Raw genomic sequence first — 13,650 nt, 5'->3', positions numbered from 1 at the left:
AGATAGGCTATGCACCGCCCCGCCCCAGAAATGCAGGCCTGCGTCGACGAATGTCTGCATTGTTATCAAGCCTGCCTCGGCATGAGCACAAATCACTGCCTCAAGCTCGGAGGTAAGCACGCCGCGCCGGAGCACATCCAACTGATGCTCGCCTGCGCCGAGATCTGTCGCGCCAGCGCCCAGGTCATGATCATCGGTTCCCCGCACCACAAGCATCTCTGCGCCGAATGCGCCGACATCTGCGACGACTGCGCCAACGAATGTGAGCGGATCGGCGACATGGACGATTGCGTCCAAGCTTGCCGCAGCTGCGCAGAAAGCTGCCGGAAAATGGCGGTGTAGCCGCTCCTCCTTCCTCTCTTCCTCGGAGAACTCACATGATGCGTCTCGCACTGACCGCTGGTCTCGCGGCCTCTATGATGACTGCGGCATTCGCCCAACCAGCTCCGAAGCCGCAGATGGGCGATAACATGCCTATGAAAATGATGATGCCGGAGGCATCCGACTCCGCATCAACCAAGGAATACAAGGCGAGCATGATGCGGATGATGCAGGCGATACCGTCGAAATTCACCGGCGACGCCGACGTGGATTTCATGATGCAGATGAAAGCTCATCATCAAGGTGCGATTAACATGGCCAAGGTAGCCCTCGCCAACGGCAAGGACCCGGCGGTCAAGAAGCTCGCCAACGAGATCGTCAGCGCTCAAGAGAAAGAGATCGAGACAATCGATCAATGGCTAAAAACGAAGGGAAAGTAGCGGCACTTCCCGAATTATTTGGAAGATTTCGAGACACCAATTGGGCTTTTCGCAGGAGGCCGCCATGGAGCATGGCAGTGACCATAAGGGCCAGAACCATTACGGGCGCCTGGCGATCGAACTGACGCTGGATTTCATCGTCATGTACCTCGTCATGTACACGATGATCGCAACGCTTCGGCATTTCCACTTCAATCTCAACAACGTCTACATGACGCTTATGATGGTCGCGCCGATGACCATCATCATGCTCGGCTCGATGCGCTCGATGTTTCCGTCGCAGCGCCTCAACATGATCATCGGAGCCGGCGCCCTGTTGATATTCCTCGCCAGCTTTGTCGCGATGCGCACGCAAGCTGGCGTCGGCAACGCCGAGTTCCTGCGCTCGATGATCCCCCACCATTCGGGCGCGATCTTGATGTGCAACCAAGCGTCCATAACCGATCCGGAAATCACCGCGCTTTGCCGCGACATCGTGACCTCGCAGGAGAAGGAAATCGCTCAGATGAAGGCCATTCTTGCGCGCTACTGAAGGCGATCAGGGCTCGCCGGGTTGCGACGCGAGGCGCTCCTTCATGACATGCGAAATGAACTGCCTGGCGCGCGCGCAGCAGTCGCCGCAGAAGAAGGCCTCCGGAAGCGCCGTTTCCTGGATCGCGCCGTCGGCCATGAAGACAATCCGGTCGGCCACCGCTCGCGCAAAGCCCATCTCATGGGTCACGCAGATCATGGTCATGCCCTCGTGCGCCAGGGACATCATCACGTCGAGTACCTCCTTGACCATCTCGGGATCGAGGGCTGAGGTCGGCTCGTCGAAGAGCATCAGCTTCGGCCTCATCGCCAGGGCCCGTGCGATCGCAACCCGCTGCTGCTGGCCGCCTGAGAGCTGTGATGGGACCTTTCGCGCCTGATCGGCGAGCCTGACGCGCGCCAAGAGCTCCATCGCGCGATGCTCGGCCTCCTCGCGGCCGATTTTGAGAAGCTTGCGCGGACCAAGCGTCACATTGTCAATGACGGACAGATGCGGGAACAGGTTGAACGACTGGAACACCATCCCGACCTCGCGGCGGACCGAGAGCAGGCTGTCGCAATCGGCATTCACCAGGCGGCCCTCCAGCCGGACCTCGCCCGTCTGATAGCGCTCAAGCGCGTTGACGCATCGAACTATCGTCGACTTGCCAGACCCTGACGGACCGCAAACGACGATTTTTTCGCCGGCGGTGATACTGAGATCGATGTCGCGCAGGGCATGCATAGCGCCGAACCACTTGTTCAGGCCCGCGATCTCGAGGATCGGCCGTTGCGCTGCCAACACCATCACGCGCGCTCCGCCGATCTCATGTCGCGTTCGAGCCGCTGGCTGTACCGCGACATCCCGAAGCAGAGCGTCCAGAAGACCAGCCCCACGAAGATGTAACCTTCCGCATGCAGACCGAGCCAGTCCGGGTCGGCTGCGCCAGCCGCCACGATGTTCAGGACTTCGAAAAGGCCCAGGATCACCACCAGGGTTGTGTTTTTGAGCAGGGCGATCGCGTTGTTGACGATGCCGGGGACAACCATGCGCAGCATCTGGGGCAGCGTGATGTAGATCGCCGTCCGCCAGTATCCGAAGCCGATGGCCGAAGCGGCTTCGGCCTGGCCTTTCGGGATTGCCTGGAGCCCGCCGCGGAAGACCTCGGCGAGATAGGCGCTCTCGAACAAGATGATGCCGACCACGGCGAGTGCCAGCGGGTCGAATTCCGTGCCCGGAGGGAATGCGTATGGGAGCAGGATGCGCGCCATGAACAGCACGGCGATCAACGGCAGGCCGCGGCAAATCTCGATATAACCAACGCTCGCCCAGCGCAGCACCGGCATCTCGCTTTGACGCCCCAGGGCCAGGACAATGGCGATCGGGAAGGAAACGACGATCCCGGCGACGCCGAGAAGGATCGTCAGTGAAAGCCCACCCCATTTCTCCGTCGTCACACGCGGTAGCCCGCCGATACCGCCATGAAGCAGCACAAAGGACAGGAATGGGAAGACGAGAATGAGGAATGCAGCGGCGACCTGCTTGCCCGCTAGCCGCCGGTTCAAGAGGACCAGCAGCGCCGCTGCGAAGGCGAGAAAGACCAGATCGACGCGCCAGCGCTCGGTGGCCGGGTAGAAGCCATAGATGAATTGACCCGAGCGATTGATGATGAAAGCCCAGCAGGCCGCGTCCGGCCGGCAATCGGCCCGGCTGGATCCTTGCCAAGTCGCATCGAGGATCGCCCATGGCAAGACGGCCCAGATCAAGGCGACGGCTGCGAGGGCAATTCCGGACGTGAGGATGACGTCGATCGGGCGGGCGAACAGGTTGGTGCGCGCCCATATGACGAGCGAACGGGCGTGATAGCGGCTAGGGCCACCATCAGTCGGATTCGAATTCGCAATCGTGCTCATCGTTCGACGATCCTGATGCGATGGCCATAGAGGTTGCTAAGGCCAGTGATGATCAGGCTGAGGGTGAGATAGACCAGCATGGTCATGGTCATGATCTCGATTGCCCGGCCCGTCTGGTTGAGGCTCGTGCCGACGAAGACGTTTACGAGATCGGGGTAGCCGATGACGGTCGCGAGCGACGACGCCTTGACGAGATGGAGGTACTGGTTCGTCAGCGGCGGCACGAGCACGCGCATGGCCTGGGGGATAATCACTAGCTTCAAAATTTTGGCACGGTCGAGCCCGAGCGAGGCGGCCGCTTCGCGCTGGCCCTTGCCGATGGCTTCGATCGACCCGCGCACCAGTTCGGCGATGAAGGAAGCGTTGTAGATCGCAAGTGCGATCACCAAGGCCGCAAGCTCCGGCGAGAGCGCCATGCCGCCGGAAAAGCTGAAGCCTTGCAGCGCCGGCCAACTGATGCCGATGCCGCCCCATGCCGCGAGCACGACGCTGGTCGCGGCCAAGATCAGAGAGACAGGAACCGCAACAGCTGCGCCCTGCCCGGTCTCGTCGCGACGGCGACGCGCATGGCGGAGAATGGCAATCACCGAGAGGGTCGAAGCCCCCGCGACGAGGGCGAGTGGACCCCAACCCAGGCCGATTTGAAGCGACGGAACGACGATCCCGCGGTTACTGAGGAAAATACTGTCGAAAAGGCCGATCGCCTGCCGGGCCGGCGGCAGGGATCGGATCGCAACGTTGTACCAGATCAGCACGTGCAGCAGGAGCGGCAGATTCCTAACCGTTTCAACATACACCAAGGCCGCCTTGGCGACGGCCCAGTTGGGCGACAGACGCGCGATGCCGATGACGAAGCCGAGGATCGTCGCCAGGATGATGCCGAGGATCGACACCAGGATCGTGTTGGCGAGGCCAACAAGAAAGACCCTGAAATAGGTGTCGGTCTCGCTATAAGGGATGACGGTGAAGGGAATGCCGAAGCCCGCCTCCTGCCCGAGGAAATCGAACCCCAGTGCAAGCTTGCGCGCGGCCAGATTGGTCTCGACATTCTGCCACGCAGCCCAGAGCAGTAGTCCGATTGCGAGCAGGAAGACCGCCTGACAAGCGAGATGACGACGTTGCCGTCCGGTCAGGGCCCGCGACGGAGCTGCCGGACGCTCGGTTGCCTTTAGAGAAAACAGGCCTGTCAATGTCATGGCCGAAGGTCCCGGCTGGGCATCCGGCGAGGCCGGGGCCTCGCCGCTTCACCGTTCAGCGGAAAGGAGGGCTGTAAAGAAGCCCGCCATTGCTCCAGAGCGAATTCAGGCCACGCTCCAGTTTGATCGGGCTGCCATTGCCGAGGTTTCGATCGTAGAGCTCGGCGTAATTGCCCGTCGTCGCGATCACCTTGGCGGCCCAGTCCTGTTCAAGGCCGAGCATCTTCCCGAACTCCCCGGACTTGCCGAGCATGCGCTGCACTTCCGGATTCGTCGATGTCTTCGTGAGTTCGGAGACGTTGGCCCTGGTGATGCCGAACTCTTCCGCCGCCACGATGATGTTCAAGGTCCAGGCGACGATGTCGCGGAAACGCGCATCATCCTGCCGAACCGTCGGCCCCAAGGGCTCCTTCGAGAAGACATCCGGCAGAATGACCCAGTCGTCCGGGTTCTTCATGGCAGTGCGGCTTGCCGCGAGACCGCCGCGCTCGTTGGAATAGGCATCGCAACGGCCGGCTTCGAGGTTCTGCTGGTTCTGTTCTCGCGTCGAGCCGGTGATGGCGGTGAACTTGAGGTTGTTCGCGCGAAAATAGTCCGCGAGGTTCAGCTCCGAGGTGGTGCCGGCCGAGACGCAAATCGAGGCGCCGTTCAGCTCCTTGCCGCTCTTGGCGCCGAGCTTCTTGGCGACCATGAATCCCTGGCCGTCATACATGTAGACGCCGGCCCAATCGAGGTTCAGCGACGTGTCGCGCGAATAGCTCCAGGTTGCGGTTCGCGCCAGGATATCGGCCGCGCCTGACTGAAGCGTGGTGAAGGCAACCCTGAATTCCAGCGGGACGAACTTGACCTTGCTGGGATCGCCGAGCACCGCCGCAGCCAATCCGCGGCAGAATTCGACCTCCATGCCTTTCCAGTTGCCCTGATTGTCGAGCGTCGACATCCCGGTCGAAACCCCCGTCGAGACGCCGCAGAGCAATTCGCCACGCGCCTTGATGGCCTTGACCGTATCGCCATCGGCTGCGCCGGCAGTGTTAGTGGCCGCACCGGCGAAAGCCAGCGCAGCCAGAACGATCGTCAGCTTCTTCATGATTGAACCCCTCTGTTGCCCGGACGGACGGTCTTTCAGGATCAGGGAGTGCCTGATCCGCGCCGCCTTCACCCGCATGAAGTCGATTAGGCTGACGCAGGCGCCGCGCTCGGGGTGTAGCCGGCGCCGATCACGATCGATTTGATCGCCGCGTAGTCGCCATAGCCCTCCACGGTCACAAGCTTGGACTCCGGATCGGCGTTCACCGCCGTCCCCGGCAAGGTCGTCTCGATGGCCTTCTTGATGGTGCCGGCGCAGTGGCCGCAGGTCATGTCATCGACCCGGAAACTCACGCCGTTATCCAGCGGCTTCGCCGCAGTCTCGGTCGTGGACTTGGAATGTTCTTGGCACGAGCACATCGCTGCGGCCCTCCTGTTCAGTTGGCAGTGAACCGAGGCTGCAGCTTTCCACAGTGGTAAGGTCAAGGGCCTTTTTTTGCGGGCGAGCCAATAGCCAAAACCGCTCTCGATATTTCTGCTCTAAGCGACGCGAAAGTCCTTGACCTTACCATTATGGGAAGGAGCATATCCGTTGCCATCACGGTTCGGAGAGACGTCATGTCGACTGCAACGATGGCAAGAAGCGCGGGCATTCCCGCGGCCCATCTCGATATTCCTGTGGCCGGAATGACCTGTGCCTCCTGTGTTGGCCGCGTCGAGCGCGCGGTGGCTGCGGTGGAGGGCGTTAAATCGGTCGCAATCAACCTTGCGACCGAAAGGGCCCAGGTCACGTTGTCTGACGCAAAAGTCGATATTGGCCCGATCGCCGAGGCGATTCGCAATGCGGGCTACGAGCCGGCCGAGAGCACGATCGAACTGAAGATCGCGGGCATGACCTGTGCGTCTTGTGTCGGGCGGGTCGAGAAGGCGCTGAAGGCGGTGCCGGGCGTCGTGGAGGCCAGCGTCAATCTGGCGACCGAGCGCGCATCCGTGCGCTCACTGGGCAGCGGTGATCTGAAGTCGTCCCTCATCGCCGCCGTCGTCACAGTCGGGTACGAAGCCGAGCTGGTTCAATCCGGGGCCTACACGAGCGATCGCGAGCAAAAGGCACGCGACGAGGAACAGGCGAAGCTGAAGCGCGCAGTTGCGGTTGCCGCGATCGCCACGGTCCCGCTCCTTGTCTTCGAAATGGGCATGCATTTGTCCGAGCCGCTGCACCATTTTCTGGCCGGGCGGGTCGGCGAGTTCAACATCAAGGTCATGTCCTTTTTGCTCGCCAGCTTCGTGCAATTCGGGCCGGGCCTGCGCTTTCTCCAGAAAGGCTGGCCGGCGCTGCTGCGCGGCGCGCCAGACATGAATTCACTGGTGATGCTCGGGACGAGCGCCGCTTACCTCTATTCGACGGTCGCGACCTTCGCGCCTGGATTGCTGCCGGACGGCACGGACTACACCTATTTCGAGGCTGGTGCGGTCATCGTCACGCTGATCCTGACCGGCCGCTGGTTCGAGGCGCGCGCCAAGGGCCGCACCAGCGAGGCCATTCGCCGCTTAATGTCCCTGCAGCCGAAATCAGCGCGCGTGCTGCGCGACGGCAGCGAGATCGATGTTGCGATCGATGCCGTTGTCCCAGGTGACACCGTGATCGTCCGACCGGGCGAGCGCATTCCGGTCGATGGCGAGGTCATCGACGGCCTCTCTTATGTCGATGAGGCGATGATCACCGGCGAGCCCATTCCCGCCCGAAAAGATCCGGGCTCGGCCGTCACCGGCGGCACGGTCAACGGCACCGGCGCCTTCCGTTTCACAGCGCAGAAAGTCGGCACTGAGACGCTGCTTGCTCAGATCGTTCGGACTGTCGAGGCGGCGCAGGGAACCAAGCTGCCGATTCAGGCACTGGTCGACAGAGTGACGATGTGGTTCGTGCCCGCGGTGATCGCGCTCGCTCTGCTCACCTTCGCAGCTTGGCTCGCCTTCGGCCCGAGCCCAGCCCTATCCTACGCGCTCGTCAACGCGGTCGCCGTCCTGATCATCGCCTGCCCCTGCGCGATGGGGCTGGCGACGCCGACCTCGATCATGGTCGGCACCGGCAAGGGCGCCGAGCTCGGCATTCTCTTCCGTCAAGGCGAGGCGCTTCAGTCGCTGAAGGATGCGAAGGTCGTGGCGCTGGACAAAACGGGCACCCTGACAAAGGGCAAGCCCGAACTGACCGACATCACGGTCGCAGCCGGCTTCACTGAAGCCGAGGTGCTGCGCCTGATGGCTTCCGTCGAGACGCGCTCGGAGCATCCGGTCGCCGAGGCAATCGTGACTGCGGCGCGCCAGCGCGGCCTCGCATTAGCCGAGCCGACGGATTTCGCCGGTGAGCCGGGCTTCGGGGTCAGCGCGAAGGTTGATGGCCGGACGATTGAGATCGGCGCGGACCGGCTGATGCGCCGCCTCGGCCTCGACCTTGCGCTGTTCGCAGACGCCGCTGCCCATCTCGGCGACGCCGGCAAAACGCCGCTCTTTGCGGCCATAGATGGCAAGCTTGCCGCAATCGTGGCCGTGGCTGATCCAATCAAGGAGACCACGTCCGAAGCCATCGCCGCGCTGCATGACCTCGGATTGCGCGTGGTGATGATCACGGGCGACAACAAGCGTACGGCGGACGCCATTGCAAAACGGCTCGGCATCGACGAGGTCGTTGCCGAAGTGCTGCCGACGGGCAAGGCGGAGGTCGTCAAATCGCTGCAGGCCGGCGGGACCAAGGTCGCCTTCGTCGGAGACGGGATCAACGACGCCCCTGCCCTCGCGCAAGCTGACGTCGGAGTCGCGATCGGCACAGGCACCGATATCGCCATCGAGAGCGCCGACGTCGTGCTGATGTCGGGCGACCTCAACGGCGTGGCCAAAGCCATCGCCCTGTCGCAGGCGACAATCGCGAACATCCGCCAGAACCTGGCCTGGGCCTTCGGCTACAACGTGGTGCTGATTCCGGTCGCCGCCGGCGCGCTCTACCCAGCTTTCGGCATCCTGATGTCGCCGATGTTCGCAGGCCTTGCCATGGCGCTGTCCAGCGTCAGCGTGCTCGCCAATGCCCTGCGTCTGAAACGCTTCGGTGGATCGGCCCCGAAGGGCCAGAAGCCGAATCCGCTGCCGCGCCTCGCCGCGGCAGAATGAAGTCGAACCTCTGAAGGGAGCGATGCCATGAACATAGGACAAGCCGCCACCACCTCGGGTGTGGCCGCCAAGATGATCCGCTACTATGAGAGCATCGGTCTGATCCAAGCGCCCGTCCGCACCGAGGCAGGTTATCGCGTCTACAGCAGCGACGACATTCACGCGCTGCGCTTCATCAAGCGGGCCCGGACGCTCGGGTTCTCGATCGAGGAGGCGCGCGAGTTGCTGGCGCTCTGGCGCGACAAGAGCCGGGCCAGCGCCGATGTGAAGGCCTTCGCCATGAAGCATGTTCGCGATCTCGAGATGAAGATCGCCGAGCTTCAAGCGATGTCGCAGACGCTCCGGCACCTGGCCCAGACCTGTCATGGCGACGAGCGCCCCGATTGCCCCATCCTAGCCGACTTGGCCGACCCCGCCGTAGCGCTCGATACGGCGGTCAAAAAAAAGGCCCCTCGCAAGGAGCGGCACGATGCGGAATGCACCTGCGACGACGCGAAGTCGTCGGCAAGTGTGCAGCACTGAAACGACCGGCTGATGGCTCACAAAGCAATGGACCAGCCTCTCGACATCGACGCCCTGCGCGCCGAGACACCGGGCGCCGCCCACCGCGCTCACTTCAATAATGCGGGGGCCGCGCTGATGCCTTTGCCAGTCATTGCCGCCATGAAGCAGCATCTCGATCGCGAGGCGATGCTAGGCGGCTACGAGGCCGCGGAAGCCGAGGCGGACGCCATCTCGGCGGTCTACGGCTCAGTCGCCCGGCTGATCAATGCCGATATCAGCGAGATCGCCCTGACAGAGAACGCTACCGTCGCCTGGCAGATGGCGTTCTATGCGCAAAGCTTCAGACCCGGCGACCGCATCCTGACGGCGCGGGCGGAATATGCGGCCAACTACGTAGCCTTCCTTCAAGTCGCGCGGCGTACCGGCGCGACGGTCGAGGTCGTTCCGGACGACGAGACGGGAGCCGTGAACCCCGCAGCCCTTGACGCGATGATCGATGAGCGCGTCAAACTGATCGCCATCACCTGGATCCCGACCAATGGCGGACTGATCAACCCCGCGGCCGCCATCGGCAAGATCGCTCGCCGGCACGGCATCACCTATCTCCTCGATGCGTGCCAGGCAGTGGGCCAGATCTCGATTGATGTCGCGGAGATTGGCTGCGATCTGCTCACGGCGACCGGCCGCAAGTTCCTGCGCGGTCCTCGCGGCACCGGCTTCCTCTATGTCCGGCGCGGGCTCCTCGATCAGCTCGAACCGGCGATGATCGATCATTTCGGCGCACCTTGGGTCGAACCCGATCGCTATGTGCTGCGGCCCGACGCGCGCCGCTTCGAGACCTGGGAGAAGAACTACGCTTCGAGGCTCGGGCTGGGAGCAGCTATCGATTATGCGCTCGCGCTCGGACTTAAGCGGATCGAGGCTCGCTGCCGGCTTCTTGCCGACCGCATCCGAACCGAACTTGCCGCCATCCCACGCCTGACGCTTCACGATCTCGGCCGGGATCGGGCGGCAATCGTGAGCTTTTCCATCGAGGGCTACGCGGCCGAGGCCGTTCGAGCCGCGCTGACGGCCAAAGGGATTAGCGTCAGCGTCTCCAAGCCCAGCAGCACGCTCCTCGACGCAAGCCTTCGCGATCTTCCGGTCATCGTCCGCGCCTCGCCGCACTACTACAACTCAGATGAGGAGCTAGAACGGCTTTTTGAGGCCGTTCAGGAACTGGAACGATAGTCAAGATGTATACTTGAAGACCATGGGGCGGCGCCCCCGCGCATATCGGCGACCTTGGGGAATAGGCAGCGCGCTCCGTGGCCTGCGGAATTCCCGCGGCGAATCAAATGCGATGCTCGTGGCTCGACGCTTTGCTGCATCACCAACGGCCGCAGCGCCTGTTCCAGGCGTAGAGAAGATCCGCGAAGCGATCATAGACAAAACGAGTTGCGGGCCGGACGATCAGGTTGCCCGCCACTGCTGCGAGCCAACGTTCACCTGGCGTGAGACGCCAGACCGCGATGACGACGTCGGCGCCAACCAACAATTGACCCGCTTCGTTGGTCGCATGAAGGCGCCGACGCACGTCTTCGAGCGTCGCGCCGAATTTTACGAGTGTTTCTGGCTCCCGATTGATGTCCCGGAATTCGATGACTCCGGTTTTCACTGCGTCGAGAAGCTTGTTCCGCTGACGGCCAATGCCGGCGTCGCAGAGGGGACAGCGCGTGTTGTACCAAACCACGAGACTCATGGTCAGCCCTCCCCTACACCGGGAGCATCAGATCGCGGCTTCCTCGATGGATATCTTCTCGCGTGTCTTTCCTGACACCTTGTATCTCTCGGGAGCGCTATTAGTTTTTAGGAGTTGCTCAACGTGCCATCAAGCTCGTTGCTTTTCCGTGGGCGTTCCCAAGCCTTGTTGTACAACACCTTGCGACCTCACTCATCGCTCGGATACAGGCCTCCGGCCCCGGCCGCCATTGTGCCGCCCCCAAACCAAGCGCCAGACATCGCCGCGAAGCCGACCATGCATTAGATTACAAGTGGGCCACCCAATGGGGGCAGACCACGCCACGACATGATTGCAATCATGTCAGCGTGATCGTTCCGTCGCCTCTTTGGATAGCCCGTTGAGCCTCGAGCTGCGCCAGCGTCCGATAGAGGACCTCGGGCGTCAGGCCGATGGTGGCGGCGAGATCTTTCAGCAGTCCCTTGATGGCGACAGTTCGGCCATCCGCTCCGGCTTGTGCCACAAGATGGGCAAGTAAACGCTCGCGCGCCGAGCGGATGTCGCGCAGGGTCAGGGCAGACCGGAGCTCCATGACCTGCCGCGCAAAATCGGCCGTCAGGTCCAGTCGCGCATCCGCATCGTTCTGCAGCATGGCGAGCGCTTCCGTCTTGGGAAAGCATGCGACCGTACTCTCGGTCACGGCCTGCGCATCGCAGTGATAGGTTCCCGCAAAAAGCGAAGCCTCTGCGAAACGCTCTCCCGGCCTGGCGACAAAGAGGACCGTCTCGCGTCCGCTCGCGCCGAAGCGGACCAGACGGATCTGTCCCTTCCGGACCACGAAGAAGCCCCGGGTCGCATCTCCCGTCGCGAACAGCGTTTCGCCTGCCGCGAGTTGCCGGATGGTTGGTTTCAATCCCACGAGGATTGATTCAGAGCTGGCTCGGGAAAACTGTACAGGTCGGATAAGTGGAGTTTCTGCCTGAAGGCGGCATGATGGCCGCGACAGGAGAGACCATGGCGAAACGACCGCGGCGGAACCACACGCCGGCCTTCAAGGCGAAGGTGGCCCTTGCAGCCGTGAGGGGCGAGAAGACGATCGTCGAGCTGGCGCAGCAGTTCGACGTGCATCCGAACCAGATCACGCAATGGCGCAATCAGCTTCTCGACGGGGCTGCGGGCGTGTTCGACGGCGAGGCGAAGGCCGCAGCGCCAGCTCCTGCGGTCGACGTGAAGACGCTGCACGCGAAGATCGGGGAACTGACGCTGGAGAATGATTTTTTGTCCGGCGCGCTCGGGAAGGCCGGCCTTCTGAGCGCAAAGCGATGATCGACCGTCAGCACGATCTGCCGCTCAGCCGGCAGGCGAAGGTTCTGAGGATCAGCCGGGGCAGCGTCTACTATCTGCCCCGCGCGGTTCCGGCTGCCGATCTGGCTCTGATGCGCCGGATCGATGCGCTGCATCTGGAATATCCCTTCGCCGGCAGCCGGATGTTGCAAGGCCTTCTCAATGCCGAGGGGCATGTCACGGGGCGCCTGCATGTCGCCACGCTGATGCGGCGCATGGGGGTCGAAGCGCTCTATCGCAGGCCGAACACCTCGAAGCGGGCTCCGGGGCACGCGGTCTTCCCCTATCTGCTGCGCAAGCTGCCGGTGACGCGTCCCAACCAGGTCTGGGCGATGGATATCACCTACATCCCAATGGCGCGGGGCTTCGTCTATCTCACGGCCGTCGTCGACTGGTTCAGCCGCAAGGTCCTGGCCTGGCGGCTCTCGATCACGATGGACACCGCCTTCTGCATCGAGGCGGTCGAGGACGCCATGGCCCGCTTCGGCAAGCCGGAGATCTTCAATACGGACCAGGGCTCGCAGTTCACCAGCCGCGAGTTCACCGGCCTGCTGATCGCAGCCGACATCAGGATCAGCATGGACGGCAAGGGCGCCTGGCGCGACAACGTCTTCGTCGAACGCCTCTGGAAATCGGTCAAATACGAGGAGGTCTATCTGCGCGCCTATGCCAGCGTGTCAGAGGCCCGTGCCTCGATCGGCCGGTATCTCGACTTCTTCAACACCCGGAGGCCTCATCAGGGCTTGGGACGCCAGACGCCCGACCAAGCCTACTTCAACGCGCTGCTGCCAATCCCGGCCGCGGCATAACCAAGGCTGAAACCCACTTAGCGAAAGCGCCAAAACTGTTCAGATCAACCGAGCCAGCTCTATTCAACCTGCGGAAGGCGTCCACCTTCGGCTGCCGTGCCGAAAATTGCCGTCTCAATCATCAGATCTGCTGCAACCCGCGATAGCGCGCGAATATGTTCTGCCTGCCAGCGGAAAAAATGGCGATATCGTAGGTCTGCGGCGCCTGACCAGGCACCTCCATCCCGGGCGAGCCGACCGGCATGTCGGCAACCGCGATTCCCGTCGCCTTCGGACGCTCGGTGAGCAAGCGCTTCACCGCTTCGGCCGGGACATGGCCTTCAATGACATAACCGCCGATCTCGGCTGTGTGGCAGGACATCAAGGCCTCCGGTACCCCGAGCCTGGCCTTGAGCGGCATGACGTCATCGACCTGGACCACGTCGACCGGAAAACCCGCGGCTTTCATGTGCTCCACCCAGTTGCCGCAACAACCGCAGTTCGGATCGCGGGTCACGGTCAGCTTCGGCAGTGTTTCCGAGGCCGCCGCCGTTCCGGCCAGCGCCAAAGCGGCGCATGCTTGCGCCGCTCCGATCATCAACCCGCGGCGGGTCGGTGAAATCTCGATCTGCATGGTATTCTCCTTGAATCTTGCCCATTTGACGTATTTTCAGCGCCTTCACCGAAAGAAGACGTATTTGACAAGCGCCGCGATCGCTAACAGCAGC

General features: G+C 62.6%; 15 protein-coding genes. 7 read left to right on the top strand and 8 right to left on the bottom strand.

The window, feature by feature from the left end; all coding sequences use genetic code 11:
• Nucleotides 1-9: 9 nt before the first annotated feature.
• The 3 genes from BMZ69_RS15960 to BMZ69_RS15950 all read left to right on the top strand — a co-directional run bounded on the left by BMZ69_RS15960 (nt 10) and on the right by BMZ69_RS15950 (nt 1,293).
• Nucleotides 10-342: a four-helix bundle copper-binding protein gene (locus tag BMZ69_RS15960; RefSeq protein ID WP_092158295.1), complete on the top strand. Its 333-nt coding sequence runs from the start codon at nt 10-12 to the stop codon at nt 340-342.
• A 35-nt stretch (nt 343-377) separates the two neighbouring features.
• The gene (locus BMZ69_RS15955) at nt 378-761 is read left to right on the top strand and encodes a CopM family metallochaperone (protein WP_092158293.1); all 384 of its coding nucleotides are present in this window, start codon (nt 378-380) and stop codon (nt 759-761) included.
• A 142-nt stretch (nt 762-903) separates the two neighbouring features.
• Nucleotides 904-1,293 (top strand): DUF305 domain-containing protein, encoded by a 390-nt coding sequence (locus tag BMZ69_RS15950; RefSeq protein ID WP_244543397.1) that lies wholly within the window; start codon nt 904-906, stop codon nt 1,291-1,293.
• Nucleotides 1,294-1,299: 6 nt separating this feature from the next.
• Here the strand turns inward: BMZ69_RS15950 and BMZ69_RS15945 are convergent, their stop codons facing one another.
• The 5 genes from BMZ69_RS15945 to BMZ69_RS15925 form a co-directional block, all read right to left on the bottom strand.
• Nucleotides 1,300-2,079, bottom strand: coding sequence for an amino acid ABC transporter ATP-binding protein (locus BMZ69_RS15945; protein WP_092158291.1), 780 nt, complete (start codon nt 2,077-2,079; stop codon nt 1,300-1,302).
• A complete protein-coding gene (locus BMZ69_RS15940; protein ID WP_092158289.1) occupies nt 2,079-3,185 on the bottom strand; it encodes an amino acid ABC transporter permease in 1,107 nt (368 codons plus the stop codon). The genes BMZ69_RS15945 and BMZ69_RS15940 overlap by 1 nt, the downstream gene beginning before the upstream one ends.
• On the bottom strand, nt 3,182-4,381 hold the full coding sequence (locus BMZ69_RS15935) for an amino acid ABC transporter permease (RefSeq protein ID WP_092158287.1): 1,200 nt from the start codon (nt 4,379-4,381) through the stop codon (nt 3,182-3,184). Before BMZ69_RS15935 ends, BMZ69_RS15940 begins: the two co-directional genes overlap by 4 nt.
• Nucleotides 4,382-4,436: 55 nt before the next feature.
• A complete protein-coding gene (locus BMZ69_RS15930; protein WP_092158285.1) occupies nt 4,437-5,468 on the bottom strand; it encodes an amino acid ABC transporter substrate-binding protein in 1,032 nt (343 codons plus the stop codon).
• 86 nt (nt 5,469-5,554) lie between these two features.
• Nucleotides 5,555-5,761 carry a heavy-metal-associated domain-containing protein gene (locus tag BMZ69_RS15925; protein ID WP_244543396.1) on the bottom strand — a complete coding sequence of 69 codons (207 nt, stop codon included), beginning with the start codon at nt 5,759-5,761 and terminating at the stop codon, nt 5,555-5,557.
• A 264-nt stretch (nt 5,762-6,025) separates the two neighbouring features.
• On the opposite strand from BMZ69_RS15925, the gene BMZ69_RS15920 reads away from it, so the two are divergent.
• The 3 genes from BMZ69_RS15920 to BMZ69_RS15910 are packed head-to-tail and all read left to right on the top strand — an operon-like array spanning nt 6,026 to nt 10,300.
• Nucleotides 6,026-8,566: a heavy metal translocating P-type ATPase gene (locus BMZ69_RS15920; protein WP_210188036.1), complete on the top strand. Its 2,541-nt coding sequence runs from the start codon at nt 6,026-6,028 to the stop codon at nt 8,564-8,566.
• Between the two features lie 27 nt (nt 8,567-8,593).
• Nucleotides 8,594-9,088 (top strand): Cu(I)-responsive transcriptional regulator, encoded by a 495-nt coding sequence (gene cueR, locus BMZ69_RS15915; RefSeq protein ID WP_092158281.1) that lies wholly within the window; start codon nt 8,594-8,596, stop codon nt 9,086-9,088.
• A gap of 27 nt (nt 9,089-9,115) precedes the next feature.
• A complete protein-coding gene (locus BMZ69_RS15910; protein ID WP_244543395.1) occupies nt 9,116-10,300 on the top strand; it encodes an aminotransferase class V-fold PLP-dependent enzyme in 1,185 nt (394 codons plus the stop codon).
• Between the two features lie 139 nt (nt 10,301-10,439).
• Here BMZ69_RS15910 and BMZ69_RS15905 read toward each other — a convergent pair whose 3' ends face one another.
• Together BMZ69_RS15905 and BMZ69_RS15900 are read right to left on the bottom strand one after the other, a co-directional pair.
• Nucleotides 10,440-10,811 (bottom strand): thiol-disulfide oxidoreductase DCC family protein, encoded by a 372-nt coding sequence (locus tag BMZ69_RS15905; protein ID WP_092158277.1) that lies wholly within the window; start codon nt 10,809-10,811, stop codon nt 10,440-10,442.
• Between the two features lie 337 nt (nt 10,812-11,148).
• Nucleotides 11,149-11,709: a Crp/Fnr family transcriptional regulator gene (locus tag BMZ69_RS15900; RefSeq protein WP_175506825.1), complete on the bottom strand. Its 561-nt coding sequence runs from the start codon at nt 11,707-11,709 to the stop codon at nt 11,149-11,151.
• A 95-nt stretch (nt 11,710-11,804) separates the two neighbouring features.
• On the opposite strand from BMZ69_RS15900, the gene BMZ69_RS15895 reads away from it, so the two are divergent.
• Nucleotides 11,805-12,943, top strand: a protein-coding gene (locus BMZ69_RS15895) for an IS3 family transposase (protein WP_092158531.1) whose coding sequence is annotated in 2 segments (ribosomal slippage) — nt 11,805-12,063 and nt 12,063-12,943 — 1,140 coding nt in all. Because the reading frame shifts where the segments join, the coding sequence is not laid out codon by codon here.
• Nucleotides 12,944-13,064: 121 nt separating this feature from the next.
• Here BMZ69_RS15895 and BMZ69_RS15890 read toward each other — a convergent pair.
• A complete protein-coding gene (locus BMZ69_RS15890; RefSeq protein WP_092158273.1) occupies nt 13,065-13,556 on the bottom strand; it encodes a DUF411 domain-containing protein in 492 nt (163 codons plus the stop codon).
• Nucleotides 13,557-13,650: the final 94 nt, after the last annotated feature.

This window comes from Allobosea sp. CRIB-10 (assembly GCF_900112185.1).
Lineage (GTDB): Bacteria > Pseudomonadota > Alphaproteobacteria > Rhizobiales > Beijerinckiaceae > Allobosea.
The sequence above is the reverse complement of the archived record's forward strand: the minus strand, read 5'-3'. Positions and strand labels throughout refer to the sequence as shown.